The 21,390-nt window shown below is 70.3% G+C and carries 18 protein-coding genes and 1 tRNA gene; 12 read left to right on the top strand and 7 right to left on the bottom strand.

What is annotated here, in order from left to right:
* Positions 1-62 precede the first annotated feature (62 nt).
* On the top strand, positions 63-1,475 hold the full coding sequence (locus DEI85_RS00165) for an APC family permease (RefSeq protein ID WP_111123761.1): 1,413 nt from the start codon (positions 63-65) through the stop codon (positions 1,473-1,475).
* Positions 1,476-1,496: 21 nt separating this feature from the next.
* Positions 1,497-2,861 (top strand): NAD-dependent succinate-semialdehyde dehydrogenase, encoded by a 1,365-nt coding sequence (locus DEI85_RS00160; RefSeq protein ID WP_111090808.1) that lies wholly within the window; start codon positions 1,497-1,499, stop codon positions 2,859-2,861.
* A 328-nt stretch (positions 2,862-3,189) separates the two neighbouring features.
* Here DEI85_RS00160 and DEI85_RS00155 read toward each other — a convergent pair whose 3' ends face one another.
* The 4 genes from DEI85_RS00155 to gabT all read right to left on the bottom strand — a co-directional run bounded on the left by DEI85_RS00155 (position 3,190) and on the right by gabT (position 7,725).
* Positions 3,190-3,348 (bottom strand): hypothetical protein, encoded by a 159-nt coding sequence (locus tag DEI85_RS00155; protein ID WP_181430130.1) that lies wholly within the window; start codon positions 3,346-3,348, stop codon positions 3,190-3,192.
* A gap of 92 nt (positions 3,349-3,440) precedes the next feature.
* Complete coding sequence (locus DEI85_RS00150) at positions 3,441-4,811, bottom strand: flavin monoamine oxidase family protein (protein WP_111123762.1); 1,371 nt, start codon at positions 4,809-4,811, stop codon at positions 3,441-3,443.
* Positions 4,808-6,295 (bottom strand): NAD-dependent succinate-semialdehyde dehydrogenase, encoded by a 1,488-nt coding sequence (locus DEI85_RS00145; protein ID WP_111123771.1) that lies wholly within the window; start codon positions 6,293-6,295, stop codon positions 4,808-4,810. The genes DEI85_RS00150 and DEI85_RS00145 overlap by 4 nt, the downstream gene beginning before the upstream one ends.
* 68 nt (positions 6,296-6,363) lie before the next feature.
* Positions 6,364-7,725 carry a 4-aminobutyrate--2-oxoglutarate transaminase gene (gene gabT / locus DEI85_RS00140; RefSeq protein ID WP_111123763.1) on the bottom strand — a complete coding sequence of 454 codons (1,362 nt, stop codon included), beginning with the start codon at positions 7,723-7,725 and terminating at the stop codon, positions 6,364-6,366.
* Positions 7,726-7,817: 92 nt separating this feature from the next.
* On the opposite strand from gabT, the gene DEI85_RS00135 reads away from it, so the two are divergent.
* Positions 7,818-9,353: a PucR family transcriptional regulator gene (locus tag DEI85_RS00135; RefSeq protein ID WP_111123764.1), complete on the top strand. Its 1,536-nt coding sequence runs from the start codon at positions 7,818-7,820 to the stop codon at positions 9,351-9,353.
* Positions 9,354-9,373: 20 nt separating this feature from the next.
* Positions 9,374-9,991, top strand: a complete 618-nt coding sequence (locus DEI85_RS00130) for a TetR/AcrR family transcriptional regulator (RefSeq protein WP_110861918.1) — start codon at positions 9,374-9,376, stop codon at positions 9,989-9,991.
* Here DEI85_RS00130 and DEI85_RS00125 read toward each other — a convergent pair.
* Positions 9,974-10,660: an NUDIX domain-containing protein gene (locus tag DEI85_RS00125; RefSeq protein WP_111123772.1), complete on the bottom strand. Its 687-nt coding sequence runs from the start codon at positions 10,658-10,660 to the stop codon at positions 9,974-9,976. The two genes, DEI85_RS00130 and DEI85_RS00125, sit on opposite strands and share 18 nt — an antisense overlap.
* Before the next feature lie 90 nt (positions 10,661-10,750).
* Here DEI85_RS00125 and DEI85_RS00120 point away from each other — a divergent pair, with 90 nt between their 5' ends.
* Positions 10,751-11,230 (top strand): hypothetical protein, encoded by a 480-nt coding sequence (locus DEI85_RS00120; RefSeq protein ID WP_111123765.1) that lies wholly within the window; start codon positions 10,751-10,753, stop codon positions 11,228-11,230.
* 75 nt (positions 11,231-11,305) lie between these two features.
* Here the strand turns inward: DEI85_RS00120 and DEI85_RS00115 are convergent.
* A tRNA-Leu gene (locus tag DEI85_RS00115) sits at positions 11,306-11,392 on the bottom strand.
* Between the two features lie 86 nt (positions 11,393-11,478).
* On the opposite strand from DEI85_RS00115, the gene DEI85_RS00110 reads away from it, so the two are divergent.
* The 7 genes from DEI85_RS00110 (at position 11,479) to pknB (ending at position 20,610) form a co-directional block, all read left to right on the top strand.
* Positions 11,479-12,159, top strand: a complete 681-nt coding sequence (locus DEI85_RS00110; RefSeq protein WP_111123766.1) for an FHA domain-containing protein — start codon at positions 11,479-11,481, stop codon at positions 12,157-12,159.
* Positions 12,156-12,707 (top strand): FHA domain-containing protein FhaB/FipA, encoded by a 552-nt coding sequence (locus DEI85_RS00105; protein WP_110861913.1) that lies wholly within the window; start codon positions 12,156-12,158, stop codon positions 12,705-12,707. The genes DEI85_RS00110 and DEI85_RS00105 overlap by 4 nt, the downstream gene beginning before the upstream one ends.
* Positions 12,708-12,713: 6 nt before the next feature.
* Positions 12,714-14,066 carry a Stp1/IreP family PP2C-type Ser/Thr phosphatase gene (locus tag DEI85_RS00100; RefSeq protein WP_110861911.1) on the top strand — a complete coding sequence of 451 codons (1,353 nt, stop codon included), beginning with the start codon at positions 12,714-12,716 and terminating at the stop codon, positions 14,064-14,066.
* Complete coding sequence (locus DEI85_RS00095) at positions 14,063-15,496, top strand: FtsW/RodA/SpoVE family cell cycle protein (RefSeq protein ID WP_110861909.1); 1,434 nt, start codon at positions 14,063-14,065, stop codon at positions 15,494-15,496. Before DEI85_RS00100 ends, DEI85_RS00095 begins: the two co-directional genes overlap by 4 nt.
* Positions 15,493-16,947, top strand: coding sequence for a peptidoglycan D,D-transpeptidase FtsI family protein (locus tag DEI85_RS00090; RefSeq protein WP_110861907.1), 1,455 nt, complete (start codon positions 15,493-15,495; stop codon positions 16,945-16,947). The genes DEI85_RS00095 and DEI85_RS00090 overlap by 4 nt, the downstream gene beginning before the upstream one ends.
* Positions 16,944-18,692 carry a serine/threonine-protein kinase gene (locus tag DEI85_RS00085; RefSeq protein WP_111123767.1) on the top strand — a complete coding sequence of 583 codons (1,749 nt, stop codon included), beginning with the start codon at positions 16,944-16,946 and terminating at the stop codon, positions 18,690-18,692. The genes DEI85_RS00090 and DEI85_RS00085 overlap by 4 nt, the downstream gene beginning before the upstream one ends.
* Positions 18,693-18,813: 121 nt before the next feature.
* Positions 18,814-20,610 carry a Stk1 family PASTA domain-containing Ser/Thr kinase gene (gene pknB, locus DEI85_RS00080; protein ID WP_258369917.1) on the top strand — a complete coding sequence of 599 codons (1,797 nt, stop codon included), beginning with the start codon at positions 18,814-18,816 and terminating at the stop codon, positions 20,608-20,610.
* Positions 20,611-20,709: 99 nt separating this feature from the next.
* On the opposite strand, the gene DEI85_RS00075 is transcribed toward pknB, so the two are convergent.
* Positions 20,710-21,354 (bottom strand): anthranilate synthase component II, encoded by a 645-nt coding sequence (locus tag DEI85_RS00075; protein WP_110861901.1) that lies wholly within the window; start codon positions 21,352-21,354, stop codon positions 20,710-20,712.
* Between the last annotated feature and the right edge of the window lie 36 nt (positions 21,355-21,390).

Genomic DNA, 21,390 nt, shown 5'->3' with positions numbered 1-21,390 from the left:
TCGGTATGGTGCTCCGAACTGATCGGGCGACGCTGCCCGGCCCCGAAGAGCAGGGAAGTCACATGGCATCACCGATCGCGGTCACCGCGCCGGCAGCACCGGTGCGCGGCGGGTCGCTGAAGCGGAGCCTCGGGCTCTGGGCGATCGTCGGACTCGGTCTCGGCTACATGACCCCGACGGTCGTGTTCGACACCTTCGGCATCGTCTCCGAGCAGACCGACGGGGCGGTGCCGAGCGCGTACCTCATCGCCCTGGTCATCATGGCGCTCACCGCGATCAGCTACGGGAAGATGGTGCGCGTCTACCCCGCCGCCGGTTCGGCGTACACGTACGTCCGGGAGTCGATGCACCCGAACCTCGGCTTCATGGTCGGCTGGACGTCGCTGCTCGACTACCTGCTGCTGCCGATGGTGAACGCCCTGATCATCCGTCTCTACCTGGAGCAGGTGTTCCCGGGGCTGCCACCGTGGGTGACCGTCGTCGTCTACTCGGTCTTCGTGACGACGGTGATCTGCCTGTCGATGCGCGGCACGTCGAACCTCAACATGGTGCTGCTCGTCGGTGCGGTCCTGGCGATGATCGCGTTCGTGGTCTTCACCGTCATCGAGCTCTCCCAGGGCGCTGGTGCGGGCACGATCGTCAGCGCCGAACCCTTCGTGCACGACGGCGTGACGATGTCGGCGCTGCTCACCGGGGCGACGGTGGTGTGCTTCTCGTTCATCGGCTTCGACGCCGTGACGATGTACACGGAAGAGGCGAAGTCGATCCGCATCATGCCGAAGGCGATCATGCTGACCGTCCTGCTCGGCGGCGCGATCTTCCTGGTCTCCGCCTACTTCGCCCAGCTCCGCTTCCCCACCAACGCTCCCTTCGGCGAGTTCACCGACGACCCGCTCCCCCAGATCGGCCTGCTCGTCGGCGGCCCGGTGTTCCAGGCGGTCCTCGTGTCGGCCGGCTTCGTCGCCGCGCTCGCCTCGGGTCTCGCCTCGCACGCCAGCGTCGCCCGCATGCTCATGGTGATGGGGCGGAACAACGTGCTGCCGAAGCGGGTCTTCGGCTACGTGCACCCCCGCACGCACACCCCGGTGTTCAACGTCGTCTTCGTCGGCGCGGTCACCCTGCTCGCGATGAGCTTCTCGCTCGACACGATCGCGGCCTACATCAACTTCGGCGCCCTCATCGCGTTCACCTTCGTCAACGCCACCGTGATCGTGCACTTCGCGATCCGGAACGGACGTCGTCACACGGCGGGCGACCGCTGGCGCTACATCGTGCTGCCGGGGGTCGCGATGCTCCTGACCGGGGTGCTCTGGTCGCAGCTCCATGCCGACGCCCTGATCGCAGGAGGAGTGTGGGCGGCGATCGGGTTCGTCTACCTGCTCGTCATCACGAAGGGCTTCCGGGTCGCACCGAAGGGCTTCGACGAGAACCAGCCCGTCACCGGTGTGAACAAGCAGCTGACCGACCAGGCCTGACCGCCACCACGAGAGGACGCCATGTACGCCGTCACCGACCCCTCCACGGGCACGACCCTCGAGACCTACCCGACCATCACGGACGCCGAGCTGCACGACGCCGTCGCAGCCGCCGACCGCACGCACACCGAGTGGTCGCGGACGACGACGGTCGCCGACCGTGCAGCCCTGCTCCACCGGGTAGCCGACCTGTACCGGGAGCGGCACGCCGAGCTCGCCGCCACGATCGTGCGCGAGATGGCGAAGCCGATCGACCAGGCCGAGGGCGAGGTCGACTTCTGCGCCGACATCTACGACTACTACGCGGACCACGCCGAGGCGTTCCTGGCCGACCAGCCGATCACCCTGGCGGACGGGTCCGAGGGGTCCGCGTTCATCCGCAAGGCCTCCATCGGCGTCGTGCTCGGCATCATGCCGTGGAACTTCCCCGCCTACCAGATCGCCCGGTTCGCCGGACCGAACCTGGTCATCGGCAACACCGTCCTGCTGAAGCACGCACCGCAGTGCCCGGAGTCCGCCCTGGCCATCGAGCGGATCTTCCACGACGCCGGCTTCCCGGCCGGTGCCTACACGAACGTGTTCGCGACGAACGACCAGGTCGCCGACGTCATCGCCGACCCGCGCGTGCAGGGCGTCTCGCTCACGGGTTCGGCGCGCGCCGGTGCCGCGGTCGCCGAGATCGCCGGCCGGAACCTGACGAAGGTGGTGCTCGAACTCGGCGGCTCCGACCCCTTCATCGTGCTGTCCACCGACGACCTGGACGCCGTCGTCGAGTCCGCCGTCACCACTCGGCTCGAGGGCAACGGCCAGGTCTGCAACGCCCCGAAGCGGTTCCTGGTGGTCGACGGCTTGTACGACGACTTCCTGTCGAAGTTCACCGCGGCGATGTCGGCGGTCGAACCGACGGATCCGAGCGTGCCCGGTGCCGAACTCGGCCCGTTGTCGTCCCCGGCCGCGGCCGACCGGCTGCAGGAGCAGCTCGCCGCCGCGGTCGAGCAGGGTGCGACCGTCGTGACGGGCGGCGATCGCCAAGGCAACGCCTTCCTGCCGACGATCCTGACCGACGTCACGCCGGACAACGACGCCTACCGCGAGGAGTTCTTCGGTCCCGTCGCCGCCGTGTACCGCGTCGCCGACGAGGACGAGGCGATCGCCCTGGCCAACGACACCCCGTACGGCCTCGGTTCGTACCTGTTCACCACCGACGCCGACCAGGCACTCCGGGTCGCCGACCGGATCGAGGCCGGCATGGTCTACGTGAACATCGTCGGCGCGGACAGCCCGGAGCTGCCGTTCGGTGGCGTCAAGGGCAGTGGCTTCGGCCGTGAGCTCGGCCCCCTGGGGGCCGACGAGTTCGTGAACAAGAAGCTGATCCGCATCGGCTGACCGACGCGAAGACGCCGGCGTCTTCGCGAGACGCCGCCGAATCAGGCGGCGTCTCGATGACGTGACGGCGTCTGACCAAGACGCCGGTGTGTTGCCGCCGGGGCCACGACGGACGGGAGGCGCGGTGCCAGCTGGCACCGCGCCTCCCGTCCGTCCGTCGGTCGCCGCTCCCGCCTCGCCATCGGAAGACGCCGTCGTCACGCTTCGACGCCGCGGAACGCGCGAGACGCCGCCGGATCCGGCGGCGTCTCGATGGCATGGAGGCGTCGAGCGAACACGCCGGCGTCTCACGCCGCCACGCCACAGCGCTGCCGCGCGACCGCCGCCGCTACTGCTGCGGGTCGGCGGGCTCGCCGCCGGAGTCCGTGTCGCTGTCCTGCGCGGGGTCCTCCGTCGCGTCGCCCGTGGGCGACCCGTCCGGCAGGTCCTCGGTGTACTGCTCCTGGTCCTTCGTGGGGTCGTTGGACCCGTTCGCTGCGTCACTCATGGCCCGGACGGTACGCGTCAGCGCCTGGACACGTCAGCGCCTGGACACGTCAGCGGCTGGATGCGGCACGAATCCGTGACCGGTCGAGACGGTTACGGTGTCGAAGCTGCCTGCGGAACAACCGCCAGGATCTCCTCGGCGACCTCGCGACCGATGCGCACTGCGCCGTCGACGTGCTGGTAGCCCTGCCCGGCCAGGTCGCTCGAGGCGAACCGGATCGGACCGACCGCGGCACGCTGGTCGGCGCCGTAGCGGACGAGCCCGCCCAGGTCGAAGCTCGCCGCGTAGGCGCCGCGCGTCCACTCCTCGGTGCCCCAGTCGCTCTCGTAGTAGACGACCGGTCGCAGTGCCTCGTCGCCGTAGTAGTGCGCCAGCGAGGCGAGCACCCGGGCCCGCCGTTCCCCGGTCGACAGCGCGAACAGGTCGTCGGCGTGCTGGTCGGAGACGAACCCGACCAGGGTGCCCTGCTCGGAACCGTGCGAGGTGTTGTCGTACGCCTCGTGCACGACCTCGTACGGGCTGAACGCGGTGCCGGACAGGCCCGCCGCACGCCAGAAGGGACGCTCGTAGACGGCGTGCACCTTGATCACGAAGCCCATCGACAGGTGCTGGTGGAGCTGGTGCTGACGTCGGGGCAGCGGCGGCTCGTACGAGATCCGCGAGTACAGGGGCGGCGGGACCGCGACGAGGGCCTGTCGGGCGTGCACCTCGATCCCGCCGTCGGCGAGCGCGACGACCCCGTCGTCGCCCCAGCGCAGCGTCCGGACCGGGGCGTTCAGGTGCACGTCGTCGCCGAGGCGCTCAGCGAGCCGCTCGGACACCTGCTGCATGCCGCCGACGACCCGCTTGTCCAGGATGAAGTCGGCGTCGACCAGGTTGGTGAAGCTCCCGGCGGACGCCGCCATCAGCAGGGCCTGCAGCGCCGAGAACGCGTGCGCGGGCTTCGTGAGCATCGCGCCGGCGATGAACAGCTCGACGTTGTCGGTCGCGACCCGGTCCGGGCTCAGGTCGTGCAGCCAGGCGCGGAACGAGACCTCGTCGAGGGCGGCCGCGTCCGGGGTCTCCCAGGGGCGGGCCGGGTCGACCTTCGCGACGTACTCGTCGACGACGGCGACGAGGCGTTCGATCTCGTTCGCCGTGGCCTCCGGCAGGGGGAAGATGTCCCCGGTGTACTCGGTCCGGGTGCCGTCGGCGTCGATGTAGACGCTGGAGCCCTCGCGGTACCGGTCGTACGTCTGCAGGCCGAGCTCGTCGAGGGTCTCGAGCAGTGCGGTCTGGTCGGGCGAGACCCACTGCCCACCGATCTCCAGGGTCACCCCGTCGATGTCGTTCGTCCAGGTGCGGCCCCCCACGCGGTCGCGGGCCTCGAGCACGGCGACCCGCAGGCCGGCGGCCAGCAGGCGGTTCGCGGCGGTGAGACCGGCGACACCGGCTCCGATGACGACGACGTCCTTCTCGATCATCGAGCTGCTCCTTGTGCGGTCGTGGTGCTGTCGGTGTGCCGGAACGGGTCCGGGGTCAGCGTGTACATGGTCTCGAGGTACTCGGCGATGCCCTCGCCGCCGCCCTCGCGACCGAGGCCGGACTGCTTGACGCCGCCGAACGGTGCCGAGGCGTTCGACACGACCCCGGTGTTCAGCCCCAGCATGCCGGTCTCGAGCCGCTCCATCAGGCGCTGCCCGCGTGCCGGGTCCTCGGTGAACGCGTAGCCGACCAGACCGTACTCGGTGTCGTTCGCGGCGGCCACGGCCTCGTCCTCGGTGCGGAACGTGCGGATGGCGAGCACCGGTCCGAAGATCTCGTCGTCGAGGATCGCGCTGCCGGGCTGCACGTCGGTCAGGACGGTCGGCTCGTAGAAGGTGCCGGGTCCGTCGACAGCGTGCCCGCCGGTGCGGAGCGTCGCCCCGCGCTCGACCGCGTCGGTCACCAGTCGATGGGCCTTGTCGACGGCACGGGCGTCGATGAGCGGTCCGATCGCGACGCCGTCCTCGGTGCCTCGACCGACGCGCATGGCCTCGACGCGCTCGGTGACCCGCCGGGCGAACTCGTCCACGACGTCCGCGTGCACCAGGAACCGGTTCGCGGCCGTGCAGGCCTGGCCGGTGTTCCGGAACTTCGCGGCGAGCGCGCCCTCCACCGCGAGGTCGAGGTCGGCGTCGGCGAACACCAGGAACGGGGCGTTGCCCCCGAGCTCCATGCTCGTCCTGAGCACGTTCTGAGCCGCCTGACCGAGCAGCGTGCGTCCGACCGGCGTGGAACCGGTGAAGGACAGCTTCCGCAGGCGGCGGTCGGCGATCACGGGCGCGGAGACGTCGGCGGCCCGGGTGGTCGGGACGACGTTGACCACGCCGGCGGGCACACCGGCCTCGACGAGCAGGTCGGCGAACAGCAGGGTGGTCAGCGGCGTCAGTTCGGCCGGCTTCACGACGACGGTGCAGCCGGCGGCGAGCGCCGGTGCGATCTTGCGGGTCGCCATCGCCAACGGGAAGTTCCACGGTGTGATCAGGAACGCGGGTCCGACGGGCTTGTGCGAGACGGTGGCGCGGCCGGTCCCCTCGGGGTTGGTGCCGTACGAACCGCCGATCCGGACCGCTTCCTCCGAGAACCAGCGGAGGAACTCACCGCCGTACGCGACCTCGCCGCGGGCCTCGGCCAGGGGCTTGCCCATCTCCAGCGTCATCAGGAGCGCGAACTCCTCGCGTCGCCCCTGCAGCAGGTCGAACGCGCGGCGCAGCACCTCGGCGCGCTGCCGCGGGGGCGTGGTCGCCCAGCCGTGCCGTGCGGCGACGGCGGCGTCGAGCGCCTTCCGGCCGTCCTCGGGCGAGGCGTCGGCGATGTGCAGCAGTGTTTCGCCGGTCGCAGGGTCGACGACGGCGAAGGTCGCGTCGTCGGCCGCCGGCTGCCAGACACCGCCGACCAGGAGGCCCGTGGGGACGCGGTCGAGCACCGCCTGTTCGGCGGCTGGTCCGGTGGCGTCGGGGACGCTGGGCCAGGCTGCTGCGGGGATCGTCGCGCTCACGACGCGGCCAGCCCGTCGAGGACGACGGCCAGGCCGTCGCGGAGCAGGTCGTCGTCGATCGACAGCGGCGGCAGGAAGCGCACGACGTTGCCGTACGTGCCGGCCGTGAGGGCGATGACCCCGTGCTCGAACGCGTACTGCACCACCCGTCCGGTGAGCCCGGGGTCAGGATCACCGGTCACGGGGTCGACGAGCTCCATCGCGACCATCGCACCGCGGCCGCGGACGTCGCCGATGCGGGGGTCGTCGGCCTGGGCGCCGCGCAGGGCGTCGAGCAGGACCGTGCCGATCGCCCCGGCGCGCTCGACGAGTCCGTCGTGTTCGAACGCGTCGATGGCCGCGAGGGCTGCGGCGCAGGCGATCGGGTTGCCGCCGTACGTCCCGCCGAGGCCGCCGACGTGGGCGGAGTCCATGATCGCCGCACGCCCGGTCACACCGGACAACGGGAGTCCGCCGGCCATGCCCTTCGCGGTCGTGACGACGTCGGGCACGATCCCCTCGTGCTCGCTGGCGAACATCGCGCCGGTGCGGGCGAACCCGGTCTGGACCTCGTCGGCGATGAACACGACGCCGTTGGCGGTGGCCCACTCGGACAGTGCGGTGAGGAACCCCGGCGCCGGGACGACGAAGCCGCCCTCGCCCTGGATCGGTTCGATCAGGACCGCGGCGGTGTTCGCAGCCCCGACCTGCTTCTCGATCTGGCTGATCGCACGCTTCGCCGCCTCGGGTCCCGACAGCCCGTCGTGGAACGGGTACGACATCGGGACGCGGTAGACCTCGGGTGCGAACGGACCGAAGCCGTTCTTGTAGGGCTGGTTCTTCGCGGTCAACGCCATCGTCAGGTTCGTGCGGCCGTGGTAGGCGTGGTCGAAGACGACGACGGCCTGCCGACCGGTGTGCTTCCGGGCGATCTTGACGGCGTTCTCGACGGCCTCGGCCCCGGAGTTGAACAGCGCCGTCCGCTTCTCGTGGTCGCCGGGGGTCAGACGGTTGAGTGCCTCGGCGACGGCGACGTACCCGTCGTAGGCAGCGATGGTGAAGCACGTGTGCGTGAAGGCAGCCACCTGCTCGGTGACCGCAGCGACCACGCCGGGATGGGCGTTGCCGACCGACGTCACGGCGATCCCGGACCCGAGGTCGACGAACGAGTTGCCGTCGGCGTCGACCACGACGCCGCCACCGGCCGCGACGACGGCGATGGGCACGGCGACGCCGACCCCGGCCGCGACGGCGCCGGCCTTCCGGGCGAGCAGCTCCTGCGATCGCGGGCCGGGGACGGCGGTGACGAGCCGTCGTTCCTGGGGCAGCGACGGGCCGCCGGTGGTCGCTCGGGTCGCGGACGCTGCGGTGGAGGACATGCGGCGATGGTAGGAGCCAGCACCGTGCACTCCCACTGTCCACGGCGTACACCGACCACCGGGCAGATCGACCCGGTGGATAGGGTGACGGCATGCCCGCAACGCTGCGCTCCCTGCTGCACCGGGGTGAACTCCACCTGCGCCCACTCAACGACGCGGACGAGCACGCCCTCGATGCCCCGCTGTCCTGGCTGCACAGCTCGGACCTCGAGGACCCGACGCCGTTCCTCTCCGAAGGTCAGGGGCTGCTCACGACCGGCACGCAGTTCGGCGCCGAAGCCGAGGTGCGCGACGACGTCGCCGAGGCCTACGTCCGGCGGCTCGTGGACGGTGGTGTCGTGGCGCTCGGCTTCGGCACCGAGGTGGTCCGCGCCGGCACCCCCGACGCCCTGGTCGCCGCCTGCACCCGGCACGGACTGCCGCTGTTCGAGGTGCCCTACGAGACCTCCTTCATCGCGGTCGCGCAGGCCAACGCCGAAGCGGTCGCGCGGGACGCCAACGCACGCGGTGCCTGGGCCCTCGCCGCGCAGCGGGCCATCTCGCTCGCCGCGATGCGACCGGACGGACTCGGCGCGACCATCGCCGAGCTGTCCCGGCAGCTCGACGGGTGGGTCGGCCTGTTCGACGTCTCCGGGCGGCTCGACCGCGGACACCCCGCCGACGGGCTGCCCGCTGCCGACCTCGACCTCCTGCGGACCGAGGCGCTACGGCTGCTGCGCTCCGGCCAGCGGGCGAGCCTGCCGGTCGCCACGGACGGTGGTGGCGGGTACACCCTGCAGACGCTCGGCAGCGGCGGGCACCTGAGCGGCGTGCTCGCGATCGCGAACGGCGGAGCCCTCGACCGGGCCGGACGCGAGGTCGTCACGGCCGTCATCGCCCTGGCCGGCCTCGCCCTGCAGCAGAACCGTGAACTCGCCCGCGCTCGGGGACTCCTGCGCACCGGACTCCTCACGATGCTGTCCGTCGGCGAACCCGAGGTGGTGCAGGCGACGTCACGCGAGGTGTGGGGGCCACTGCCCGCCGAACCCGTCCGGATCGCCGCTGTCGACGTCCCCGACCACGACCTCGACACCGTGGTCGACCTGCTCGAACTGTGGGTGCAGGACCGGCCGGGGCACCTGTTCTTCGCGGTCGACGACGCCCTGTTCCTCTGCGTGAACGCGGACGACACCGGGATCGTCGCTGAACTCGTCGACCGCTTCGACCTGCGCGCCGGCCTGTCCGACGGCACTGCGTACCGGTCGTTCGGACGCGCCCGCACCGAGGCAGTGCAGGCACTCGACCGACGCCGTGAAGGACGCCCGGGAACCACCGAGTTCGGCGACCTCGCGCGCGAGGGCGTCCTCGCCCACCTCGCCCACGTCGACGTGGACGCCGGTGCCGTCGCCCGCGCGTTCCTCGCCCCGCTGCTCGACCACGACCGCACGGCCGGCACCGAGCTCACGGGCACCGTCCGGACCTGGCTGCAGGAGAACTGCGAGTACGACCGGGCCGCACGGGTCCTCGGCATCCACCGGCACACCGCCCGCGCCCGGGTGGAGCACGCGGGAAGGCTCCTCGACCGTGACCTCTCCGTCTTCTCGACCCGGGCCGACCTCTGGGCAGCCTTCGTGGTCGAGGGCGCGTGACGCGCGGATACGGTGGGACGATGCCGTCGACACCGGCCCGCCGGCGCCTGAGCCCGGCCGAACGCGAAGACCAGATCACGGCGGCCTCCGTCGACCTGGCGCGCGCCGAGGGCCTCGCGGCGGTGACGCTCCGCGGGGTCGCCGCCGTGATCGGGGTCGCGCCCTCGCTCGTCGCCCACTACCGCCCGAGCATGGAGGACCTGGTCGGCGAGACGTTCCGCACCGTCGCGGTCGCCGAGGTCGCCGAGGTCCGCGCGGTCGTCGCCGCTGCGCCCGACCCCGTCTCCCGCCTCCGCACCCTGCTCGGCTGCATCGCCGATCCCGCCCGCGACGACGTCGCCACCCTGTGGGCCGACGCGTGGAGCATCGGCCGCACGAACGCGGCACTGGCGACCGCGGCACGGGACGTCATGGACGACTGGCAGCTCCTCGCGACCACGGTCGTCGTCGAGGGTGTGCGCGCGGGCGTGCTGCACACCGACGACCCGGACGGCGTCGGACGCCTGCTCTTCGCGCTCGTCGACGCCACCAACGGGTACGCCCTGGTCGACTACCTCGACCGCCCGACCCGCGAGGGGCTGGTCCGCACGACGATCGCGCGAGCGGTGGGCCTGGACGGGTCAGCCCTGTCGGGGTGACGCCCGCCGCAGCGCCACCCACTGCAGCAGCATGATCGTCTTGCCGTCGGCGATCCGACCGTCCGCCACCATCGCGAGCGCCTCGTCGAGCTGCACCTCGAGCACCTCGATGTCCTCGCCCTCGTCCTCCACGCCGCCACCGGCCTCGACACGGTCAGCCGGGGTGTACGCGCCGAGGTAGAAGTGGACCCGCTCGGTGACCGAACCGGGGCTCATGAACACGTCGCCCAGGTGCTCGAGCGCACCGAGCCGGATGCCGAGCTCCTCGGCCGCTTCACGCCGCACCGCGGTCTCGGGGTCGTCCTCGTCGAGCAGTCCCGCCGCGGCCTCGACCAACATGCCGTCCGGATGTCCGTTCACGTACGCCGGCCACCGGAACTGCCGCGTGAGCAGGACGGTGCCGCGCTCGGCGTCGTACGGCAGGACCGTCGCACCGTTGCCGCGGTCGTAGGTCTCGCGCTGCTGCCGGTCCCACCGACCGTCACGGCGCCGGACGTCGAGGGTCGTGCGGCGGAGCACGTGCCAGCCGTTCGACACCACCTCGACGTCCCGCACGACGACGTCGGGGTTGCGGTCGAGGGCACGGCCCACGGCGTCGAGTCCGATGCGGCCGCGGTCGTCGGGCACGTCGACTCCGGGACGGTGGACGGTCGTGCGTTCCTCGGTCACCCGGTCACCGTAGCGGGCCACCTCGGCAGGACTCCGTCCGCTCGGTACGCTCGACGTGCCGCACCAGGGAGCGGCAGAGGACGGTGCAGCATGACCAGGACGTTCATCCTCCGACGACCGGACCGACCGCAGGTGGTCACCGTGTCCTTCGTGCTGTGGCTGGTGTGGGTGGCAGCCTGCGTCGCCGCCACCGTGCTCCGGTTCTTCGCGACGGACGCGGCGGTCGGCCAGGCACCGGTCCTCGCCGGGATCGTCGCGCTGGTGCTCTGGGCACTGGTGACGTGGGCGGTGTTCCGGATGGCCGCGGGGTCCCGGGTCGCGCGCATCGTGCTCGTCGTCGTCGCGGCCTTCCGCGCGCTCCTGAGCCTCACCGGCGGCGAACTCGCGGTCCTGACGATCGCGCTGTCGGTCGTCGCCGCGGTCCTGCTCTTCCTGCCCAGCGCGCGCTCGTTCTTCGCCTCGCAGCAGGCACGGAGAGCCGACCACGGGTTCGACGGAACCGGCGTGTCGGGGCCGAGCCGTGCCTCCAGGCCGGATGCCGACCACACGACGGACGCCGATGGGGCCTGACAGCCGGGAACCGCGGACGACTCCGAAGAAACAGGAAAGGCCCCGGATTCCTCCGGGGCCTTTCCTGTTTTCGCCTGGTGCGCGAGGGGGGACTTGAACCCCCACGCCGTTTCCAGCACACGGACCTGAACCGTGCGCGTCTACCAATTCCGCCACTCGCGCCAGCCCCGAAACACTACCACGCACAGACGGGTGTCAACGCCAACCACTACCATGCAGTGGTTGACGACCGACGACACGGGAGACGCATGGGCCTGCTGGACAACTTCGAGCGAGGGTTGGAACGCGCCGTCAACGGCGCGTTCGCGAAGACCTTCCGCTCCGGGGTGCAGCCCGTCGAGATCTCGAGCGCCCTGCGGCGCGAGCTCGACACGAAGGCCGCAGTGGTCTCCCGCGAGCGGATCCTCGTGCCGAACGAGTTCGTCGTGCGTCTGGCTCCGCCGGACTTCACGCGCATGAACGACGTCGGTCGCCCGCTCATCGACGAACTGACCCAGATGGTGCACCAACACGCCGTCGCGCAGAACTACTCGTTCTCCGGCCCTGTCACCATCCGACTCCAGCAGGACGGCACGCTCTCGACGGGGATCCTGCAGGTCGACTCCACCACCGTGCAGCGCGATGTGGCCTGGATCCCGGTGCTCGACATCGGCTCGCAGCGACACCGTCTGCACCGCGGGCGCACGGTGATCGGGCGCGGCAGCGACGCCGACATCACCATCGCGGACACCGGGACGAGCCGGAAGCACGTCGAGTTGCTGTGGGACGGCAAGCACGCCCAGGCCACCGATCTCGGCTCCACGAACGGCTCGAAGCTGAACGGTCAGCACTTCCAGCAGGCGATCGTCGAGCCGGACTCCACCATCGAGATCGGTCGTACCCGTATGGTGTTCCGGGTGATCCCGGAGAACGACGGAGGTGCTCGATGACCACAGGCCTGACCCTGCTCGTCCTGCGCTTCGCGTTCCTCGCGGTGCTCTGGCTGTTCGTCTTCGTGATCGTGTTCGCCCTGCGCAGCGATCTCTTCGGCCAGCGCGTCCGCACGATCCCGACCGATCCCAAGTCGGCGCCGTCCGGACCGAGCACACCCACCGTCCCTGCTGCGGCGGCCCCCGGCCCCGCCTCGAGCGGTGCGTTCACCGACGTGATCGGCCAACCCGGTGGTGCGCAGCGTCCCGCGTCGCCGGCCGCGTCCCGCCTGGTCATCACCGAGGGTGCGCGCGAGGGCATGGAGATGCCCCTGGGCGGCGGCCCGATCACGATCGGGCGTTCGAGCGAGTCGAACGTCGTGATCCGTGACGACTACACCTCGACCAACCACGCCCGCCTCGACCTCCGCGCCGACGGCTGGCTCCTCACCGACCTCGAGTCCACGAACGGCACCTTCGTCAACGGTCAGAAGGTGAGCGCTCCCGTCCTCGTGGCAGAGGGCACGCCCATCACGATCGGGACGACGACGTTCGAGCTGCGGCGGTAACCCGGCATGACCGCTCGCACGCTGAGCGCCGCTGTGTCCCACGTGGGGCGCATCCGCGCGAACAACCAGGACTCCGGCTACGCCGGGGCGCACCTGTTCGCGGTGGCGGACGGCATGGGTGGCCACGCCGGCGGTGACGTCGCCTCGGCGATCGCGATCCGACGCATCCGCGAGGTCGACCGCGAGTTCCCGTCGGCGCACGACGCCGAGTTCGCGCTGCAGTCGGCACTCATCGCGGCGAACCAGCTGATCACCGAGACCGTGTTCGAGCACCAGGAGCTCACCGGCATGGGCACCACGGTGTCCGCGATGATCCGCGTCGGCGAGCAGATCGCGATCGCGCACATCGGCGACTCCCGCATCTACCGTCACCGCGACGGCGAGCTGCAGCAGATCACGTCCGACCACACCTTCGTCCAGCGGCTCGTCGACAGCGGCCGGATCACGCCGGAGGAAGCCGCGGTCCACCCGCGTCGCTCCGTGCTGATGCGCGTGCTGGGTGACGTCGACGCCGCACCCGAGGTCGACACGGCGATCATGGACATCCAGCCGGGCGACCGCTGGTTGCTCTGCTCCGACGGCCTGTCCTCGTACCTGGCCGAAGAGCGCATCCGCCACGCCCTGGCCTCGAACATGGACGCCAACCAGGTCACGCAGCGCCTGGTGAAGGAGACGCTCGACCACGGCGCCCCCGACAACGTCACCGTCGTGGTGATGGACGTCACGGACACCGAACCCGAGGACGACGACGACGCGGCCACCACGGTCGGCTCCGCTGCGGCACCGCTCACCTTCGAGGCGTCGACCGGCCGCAAGCCGATCCGCCTCCCCACGATCCTGCTGCACCCGCTCAAGGTCACCACCGCGCCCGAGGACTCGCACTTCGAGCCCGAGTCCGACCAGTTCTTCGCCGAGCTCATCGCCGAGGACCGCCGACGCCGCATCCGCCGTCGGGTGTCCTGGACCGTCGCGCTCGTGGTCGCGGTCGCCGTGCTCGTCGGCGCGGTGTTCGTCGGCTGGCGGATCACGCAGGACCACTACTACGTCGGCACCGACCGCGGCACCGTCGCGATCTACAAGGGCGTGCAGCAGTCGATCGGGCCGTTGGCCTTGTCGGACGTGTACGAGGACACCGACATCGCAGTCTCGTCGCTGCCGGACTACACCCGCGAGAACGTCCGCTCGACGATCAACGCACAGTCCCTCACCGACGCCCGTGACATCGTCGACCGTCTGCGCAAGGCCGCCGCGACCGGCGAGGACCAGGCCGGCACCGGTGGGGACGGCGACGCCAGCTCGTCACCGTCGCCCTCGCCGACGCGATCAACGTCGCCGAGCCCGACGCGGAGCCCGCGATGAGCAACGCCACGGCCGCCCAGTCCTTCACCCAGGCGATCACGATCAAGCTCCGGGAGCCCGCCCGCGCGCGGAACCTCGAGCTCTTCCTGCTCGTCATCGCATGCGGCATCTGCGCGGGTGCGATGGTGCTCGTGCAGCTCGGCACCAAGGGTCGGCTGTTCGACCAGTCGGTGCTCTGGGTCGGCGGTGGCATCCTCGGCCTCGCGCTCGTCATGCACGTGGTGTTGCGCGTCGTGGCGAAGAACGCCGACCCGTTCATCCTGCCGATCGCGCTCGTCCTGAACGGCATCGGCATCGCCGAGATCTACCGCATCGACGTCCACAACGGCCTGTCGGGCTGGGACGCCATCGGCGTGAAGCAGATCGTCTGGACGATGCTCGCGATGGTCCTGGCGATCATCACGCTCGTCGCCGTCCGCAACCACCGGTTCCTGCAGCGGTACCGGTACATCTTCATGGCGCTGACGATCGTCCTGCTGCTCCTGCCGATGCTGCCGGGCATCGGCACGAACATCGGTGGCGCCCGGGTCTGGATCAGGATCGGCCCGTTCTCGTTCCAGCCCGGTGAACTCGCGAAGATCACCATGGCGCTGTTCTTCGCCGGGTACCTCGTCACCGCCCGGGACTCGCTGTCGATCGTCGGCAAGAAGTTCCTCGGCATGACGTTCCCGCGCGCCCGCGACCTCGGCCCGATCCTGGTGATGTGGGGCGCCGCGATGGCCGTCCTCGTGTTCCAGCGCGACCTCGGCACCGCCCTGCTCTACTTCGGCCTGTTCCTCGTGATGATCTACGTCGCCACGGCACGGATCAGCTGGGTCGCGATCGGTCTCACGCTGTTCATCGGTGGTGCCCTCGTCGCACAGAGTGTCCTGGAGTACGTGCGCGGCCGCTTCGAACAGTGGCTCGACCCGTTCAACCAAGAGGTCTTCAGCCGCGACACCCAGGCGAGCTACCAGCTCGTGCAGGGCCTGTTCGGCTTCGCGAACGGCGGGATCACCGGAACCGGGCTCGGGCAGGGCAGGCCGTACATCACGCCGGTCGCCAACGCCGACTACATCGTCGCGTCGCTCGGTGAAGAGCTCGGCCTGATCGGCGTCTTCGCGATCCTCGCCCTCTTCATCGTGTTCGCATCGCGTGGCATCCGCGTCGGGTTCATGGCGCAGGACGACTTCGGCAAGCTGCTCGGTGTCGGCTTCGGCTTCATCATCGCCCTGCAGGTGTTCGTGGTCGTCGGCGGCATCACCCGGATCATCCCCGTGACGGGCCTGACGACGCCGTTCATGGCCGCCGGTGGTTCGTCGCTCATCGCCAACTGGATCATCGCCGCGATGCTGCTGCGCCTGACCGACTCGATCCCCGCCGAACAGCGTGTCCAGCAGGGCGCGCTCCCCGCCGCGAGCGGGCGGACCAGGAAGGAGCGTCGTCGATGAACCGACAGCTCCGCGGTGTCTCGACCGTCATCGTGCTCATGTTCGTCGCCCTCTTCGTGTCGACGACGTCGATCCAGTTCTTCGCGGCGGACTCGTTGCGTGCCGACTCCCGGAACTCCCGAACCATCTTGGACAGTTACTCGACCAAGCGTGGCGCGATCCTCGTGGACGGCAGCCCGATCGCCGAGTCGACGCCGGTGGACGATCAGTACCAGTACCAGCGGAAGTACACGAACGGCGACCTGTACTCGGCGGTGACCGGGTACTTCACGATCGGGCAGGGCAACACCGGCATCGAGAGCGCGGAGAACACCGTGCTCTCGGGCAACTCGGACGCCTCGTTCTTCCAGAACCTCAACTCGATCCTCACCGGCCAGGACGTCCAGGGCGACAACGTCAACCTGACCATCGACCCCGACGTGCAGCAGGCCGCGTACGACGCCCTCGGCACCAACAGCGGTGCCGTCGTCGCGATCCAACCGAAGACCGGCAAGATCCTCGCGATGGTCTCGAAGCCGAGCTACGACCCGAACTCGCTCACCTCGCACGACACGGCCGAGGTCAAGCGGCAGTACGACGCCTTGCTCGGCGCCGACACAGCCCCGCTGCAGAACCGCGCCATCGGCGGTGACCTGTACACACCCGGGTCGGTGTTCAAGCTCGTGGTGGCCTCTGCGGCACTCGAGGGTGGCAAGTACAACCTCGACTCCACGTTCCCGAACCCGTCGCGACTGCAGCTGCCCGGGACGAGCTCGTACATCAACAACGCCGAGGGCGGCACCTGCGGCGGCGGCGACAAGGTCAAGCTCCGCACGGCCATCCAGTACTCGTGCAACATCCCCTTCGCCGAACTCGGCCAGAAGCTCGGGTACGACGCGATCAAGAGCATGGCCGACAAGTACGGCTTCGGCGACGCGATCGAGATCCCGATGGCTGCCACCGCGAGCCAGTACCCCGACGTCGACTCGACGGCCCAGCTCATGCTGAGCGCCTTCGGCCAGGCCAGCGTCCGGGTCTCCCCGCTGCAGATGGCGATGGTGTCGGCCGGCATCGCGAACGACGGCAAGGTCATGCAGCCCTCACTCATCGACTCGATCACCACGAGCGACCTGAAGACGGTCGAGTCCTTCTCCCCGAGGCAGTACAGTGATCCGCTGTCGCCCTCCGAGTCCGCTGACCTCACCGAGGCCATGCAGAGCGTCGTGAGCGCGGGGACCGGTACCAATGCCAAGATCGACGGTGTCGACGTCGCCGGCAAGACCGGCACGGCCGAAGGTGGCACCGGCGATCCCTACACGCTCTGGTTCACGGGGTTCGCCCCCGCCAAGGACCCGGAGGTCGCCGTGGCGGTCGTCGTCGGCAACGGCGGCGGGCTCGGGCAGTCCGGAGTCGGCAACACGGTCGCGGCCCCGGTCGCGAAGAAAGTCATGGAGGCGGTGCTGAACAAATGAGACCCACCAGCGGACTCACCTTCGGTGGGCGGTACCAGCTCTCCTCCCGGGTCGCCATCGGCGGCATGGGCGAGGTGTGGCAGGCGACCGACCTCGTCATCGGCCGAACCGTCGCACTCAAGATCCTCAAGGACGAGTACCTCGGTGACCCCGGTTTCCTCGAGCGCTTCCGCGCCGAGGCCCGGCACGCTGCCCTCGTCAACCACGAGGGCATCGCCAACGTCTTCGACTACGGCGAAGAGGACGGCAGCGCCTACCTCGTGATGGAGCTCGTCCCCGGCGAGGCCCTGTCGACCATGATCGAGCGCGAGCACACGCTCCCGGTCGACAAGGTGCTGGACATCGTCGCGCAGACCGCGAACGCCCTGCAGGCCGCACACGCGGTCGGCCTGGTGCACCGCGACATCAAGCCCGGCAACCTGCTCATCACGCCCGATGGTCGCGTCAAGATCACCGACTTCGGCATCGCCCGCATCGCCGACCAGGTCCCGCTTACCGCGACCGGTCAGGTGATGGGCACGGTGCAGTACCTGTCGCCCGAGCAGGCGAGCGGCCACCCCGCCTCGCCGTCGACCGACATCTACTCGCTCGGCATCGTCGCGTACGAGGCCCTGGCGGGTCGTCGTCCGTTCACGGGCGAGTCGCAGGTCGCGATCGCGATGGCACACATCAACGAGCAGCCGCCGCCGCTGCCCGGGGACATCCCGGAGCCCGTCTCGGCCCTGGTCATCTCGTGCATCGCGAAGAAGCCCGCCGACCGTCCCGCGACGGCCGCCAACCTCGCCCGTGCCGCACAGGCGCTGCGTCGAGGTGACGTCGCCGCTGCCACCGTGGCCGTTCCCGCGATCGCGCAGAACGGCACCGTCGCGTTCAACCCGCCGCAGGGCCAGGGGAACGACGCAGCCACCGCACTCCTCGGTACCCAGGCCGGCGCGATGGTCGGCGGACCAGGGACCCCGGGGTCCCCCGTCGGTGAGGAGCCCGAGGAGCCGAAGAAGAAGCGCGCCTGGATCTGGTGGGTCGTCGGTGTCGTCGTCCTGCTCGCCGTCGCAGCCGTCATCGGAGCCGTCGCGCTGAACGGTGCAGGTGACCCCGAGCCGGCTCCGACGAAGAGCTCGAGCTCGCCGAAGCCGACCCGCAGCCAGACCCCGACGCCGACCGCGACCCCTTCACCGAGCCGAGTGACGGTGTCCCTGGCGGACTACACCGGCGTGAAGGCGACGGACGCCCAAGCGCGCCTGCAGCAGCTCGGACTCGAGGCGACGATCGTCGACGGCGACCCGGCTGCCGACGCCGGTCAGGTCGGCACGGTGCAGTCGCTCGACCCCACCGGGAACCTCGAACCCGGCACGCTCGTGACCATCAAGGCGTACACCGCGGTGCCGACGGTCACGACCGCGCCCGATGCCCCGACCGCCGGGACCGTCTCGGCGGACGGCAAGGTGACGTTCTCGTGGAACGCCTTCACGGCGTGCCCGGCGGGTCACTCGCTGAGCGGGTACACCTACACGATCAACAACGGCACCGACGCGAAGAACCAGTCGACCGGCACCGTGACCACGACCTCGATCGAGGTCACCGGCGCCGAACCCGGCACGATCTCGCTCTCGTACACGGCGAAGTGCGGCGACCTGACCTCGCCGAGCTCGTCCACCACGAGCGCCACGTGGGAGGCCACCGACGAGCCGACCATCGACCCGACCGAGGGCAACAACCCGAGCCAGGGCCCGCAGGACCCGAACTGAACGCCCCCCGGACGGGGACTGTCGACACCGTTCGGTAACGGTTCGGTCGAGCGCGCGGTGACCAGCCTCCCACCAGGTGGGGCTGCCGTACACTAGCCCGGACCGACAGACGGAGGAGTACGTGCCAGAAGGTGTGACCGCGGGGATCACGCTCCTCGCGAATCGCTACGAGATCGGTGACGTCATCGGTCGGGGCGGCATGGCGACCGTGCACCTCGGCAACGACACCCGCCTCGGCCGGAAGGTCGCGGTGAAGCTCCTCAAGCCGAGCCTCGCGAACGATCCGGTCTTCCGCACGCGGTTCCGCCAGGAAGCCCAGGCCGCTGCGCGCATGGCACACCCGACCGTCGTGCGCGTGTACGACGCCGGCGAAGAGACGGTGTCCGAGCCGTCGGGTGCCGAGGTGCAGGTCCCCTTCATCGTGATGGAGTACGTCGAGGGTCGGCCGCTCTCCGACATCATCGCCGAGGGTGCCGTCGCCCCCGACGAGGCCGTCCGCATCACCGAGGGCATCCTCACGGCGCTCGAGTACTCGCACCGGGCGGGCGTCGTGCACCGCGACATCAAACCGGCCAACGTGATGGTCACGCACAGCGGCCAGGTCAAGGTCATGGACTTCGGCATCGCGCGGGCCATCACCGACACCTCGGCCACGGTTGCGCAGACCACGTCGATCCTCGGTACCGCGTCGTACTTCTCACCGGAGCAGGCCCGCGGCGAGACCGTGGACGCCCGTACCGACCTGTACTCGACCGGCGTCGTGCTCTTCGAGCTCCTCACCGGTCGCGCGCCGTTCCTCGGTGACACCCCGGTCGCGGTCGCGTACCAGCACGTCAGTGAGCAGCCCGTCGCGCCGTCCACCATCACCCCCGCGATCTCCCCGGCGCTCGACGCGGTCACACTCCACGCCCTCGTCAAGGACCGCACCCGCCGGTTCCAGAACGCCGCCGAGTTCCGCTCCGATCTGCAACAGGCCGCCGCCGGGCACGTCCCGGCATCGACGAAGAAGCTGCAGCAGAACGCCGCGAACGACGCCTCGACGGTGTTGTTCGGGGTCGATCCGCGCATGACCTCGAACGCCGCGTCGGCCTTCCGTGAGCTCGACGACGACACCGCCGAACACCGTCCGCAGCGCACGCAGAACCGCCCGCCCGTCGCGTGGATCTGGGTCGGCGTCCTGCTGACGGTCGCCGTCGTGGTCGGGGTCGTCTTCTTCGTGGCGAACCTGCAGCCGGGCAAGCCACCGGTGTCGTCCTCGGTCTCGGTGCCGAACGTCGCCGGGTTGTCCTACGACGCCGCCGCCGCCGCGTTGGAGAAGCGCGACCTGAAGGCGGTCCAGGTCGAGGAGAACTCCGACGACGTCGACAAGGGGACGGTCATCCGCACCGACCCCGGCTCAGGGATCAACGTCGGACGCAGCCAGAGCGTGAACGTCATCGTGTCCTCGGGTCCGGAGCCCGTTGCCGTCCCCGAGCTGAGCGGCCAGTCACAGGCAGCAGCACAGCAGGCGTTGGACAGCGCGGGCTTCACACTCGGCGCCATCACGTCCGGGTACTCGCCCGATGTCCCCTCCGGCACCGTGATGAGCTCCGATCCAGCGTCAGGCTCGATCCAGACCAAGGGCTCCGCGGTGAACCTCACGGTCTCGAACGGCAAGGTGCAGCTGCCGAACGTGACGAACCAGCCGTACACCGAATCCAAGGCGTCTCTCGAGCAACTCGGACTGACGGTCGCTCCGGCACCGTCGAACTCGTGCACCGGCGGCCTGGTCACCCAGCAGAGCACCCCACAGGGCGACATCGCCCAGGGCAGCACCGTCACCTTGGCCTACTGCGCGGCACCGAACGAACCGGCGAAGAACCCGACCCCGAGCGGCGACAACGGCGACCGCGGCGGTGACGGTGACGACGGACGCTGACGGTGACGACGGACGCTGATCCGTCCGTCGTGCGCACGACCGGTCGGACGCCACAGCCCCGAGCGTGATCTCCGGGTCCACGCACGGCAGACGGGTGCGTCAGGCGCGGTGCGTGGCGATGAGTGGCCCGAGGTCAGCGGCGCGCTCAGCGGCTCCGATCAGGCCGGTGGTCTCGAGCCAGTTGCCGACCATGCGGTACCCGCCCTCGGTCAGGACCGACTCCGGGTGGAACTGCACGCCGAACACGGGGTGCTCACGGTGCTGGACGCCCATGATGACCCCGCCCTCGGTGCGCGCGGTCACGGTGAGCTCGTCGGGGACGGTGCCGTCGACGATGGCGAGCGAGTGGTACCGCGTCGCCGTGAAGGGGTGGGGGACGCCGGCGAAGAGCGGGCTGTCGTCGTGGTCGACCTCGGAGGTCTTGCCGTGCATGAGCTCCTCGGCGTGCGTGACCGTGGCACCGAGGGCCTCAGCGATGGCCTGGTGCCCCAGGCAGACTCCCAGCAGCGGGGTCTCGGCTGCGATGGCCGCGTGCACCGTGGGGATCGAGACGCCCGCAGCCGCCGGCGTGCCCGGGCCCGGTGACAGGAGCACGCCGTCGTACTCGGCGATGCGGTCGGCGATCTCGGACTCGGGGAAGGCATCGTTGCGCACGACGTCGGTCTCGGCGCCGAGCTGCTGCACGTACCCGTTGAGCGTGTAGACGAAGCTGTCGTAGTTGTCGACGACGAGGATCCTGGTCATGGCGGTTCACCGTACTCGTGGGGGATGTGTGCGGCG

Source organism: Curtobacterium sp. MCBD17_026, from assembly GCF_003234895.2.
Taxonomy (GTDB): domain Bacteria; phylum Actinomycetota; class Actinomycetes; order Actinomycetales; family Microbacteriaceae; genus Curtobacterium; species Curtobacterium flaccumfaciens.
This window is presented reverse-complemented; position numbering and strand designations above follow the sequence as displayed.

Excerpts from the sequence above, each read along its gene's own strand:
- DEI85_RS00095 (WP_110861909.1), top strand. The coding sequence starts at position 14,063 with ATGAGCAACGCCACGGCCGCCCAGTCCTTCACCCAGGCGATCACGATC.
- DEI85_RS00165 (WP_111123761.1), top strand. The coding sequence starts at position 63 with ATGGCATCACCGATCGCGGTCACCGCGCCGGCAGCACCGGTGCGCGGC.
- gabT (WP_111123763.1), bottom strand. The coding sequence starts at position 7,725 with ATGTCCTCCACCGCAGCGTCCGCGACCCGAGCGACCACCGGCGGCCCG.
- DEI85_RS00120 (WP_111123765.1), top strand. The coding sequence starts at position 10,751 with ATGACCAGGACGTTCATCCTCCGACGACCGGACCGACCGCAGGTGGTC.
- DEI85_RS00100 (WP_110861911.1), top strand. The coding sequence starts at position 12,714 with ATGACCGCTCGCACGCTGAGCGCCGCTGTGTCCCACGTGGGGCGCATC.
- DEI85_RS00155 (WP_181430130.1), bottom strand. The coding sequence starts at position 3,348 with ATGAGTGACGCAGCGAACGGGTCCAACGACCCCACGAAGGACCAGGAG.
- DEI85_RS00110 (WP_111123766.1), top strand. The coding sequence starts at position 11,479 with ATGGGCCTGCTGGACAACTTCGAGCGAGGGTTGGAACGCGCCGTCAAC.
- DEI85_RS00075 (WP_110861901.1), bottom strand. The coding sequence starts at position 21,354 with ATGACCAGGATCCTCGTCGTCGACAACTACGACAGCTTCGTCTACACG.
- DEI85_RS00130 (WP_110861918.1), top strand. The coding sequence starts at position 9,374 with ATGCCGTCGACACCGGCCCGCCGGCGCCTGAGCCCGGCCGAACGCGAA.
- DEI85_RS00160 (WP_111090808.1), top strand. The coding sequence starts at position 1,497 with ATGTACGCCGTCACCGACCCCTCCACGGGCACGACCCTCGAGACCTAC.
- DEI85_RS00150 (WP_111123762.1), bottom strand. The coding sequence starts at position 4,811 with ATGATCGAGAAGGACGTCGTCGTCATCGGAGCCGGTGTCGCCGGTCTC.
- DEI85_RS00105 (WP_110861913.1), top strand. The coding sequence starts at position 12,156 with ATGACCACAGGCCTGACCCTGCTCGTCCTGCGCTTCGCGTTCCTCGCG.
- DEI85_RS00135 (WP_111123764.1), top strand. The coding sequence starts at position 7,818 with ATGCCCGCAACGCTGCGCTCCCTGCTGCACCGGGGTGAACTCCACCTG.
- DEI85_RS00085 (WP_111123767.1), top strand. The coding sequence starts at position 16,944 with ATGAGACCCACCAGCGGACTCACCTTCGGTGGGCGGTACCAGCTCTCC.
- DEI85_RS00090 (WP_110861907.1), top strand. The coding sequence starts at position 15,493 with ATGAACCGACAGCTCCGCGGTGTCTCGACCGTCATCGTGCTCATGTTC.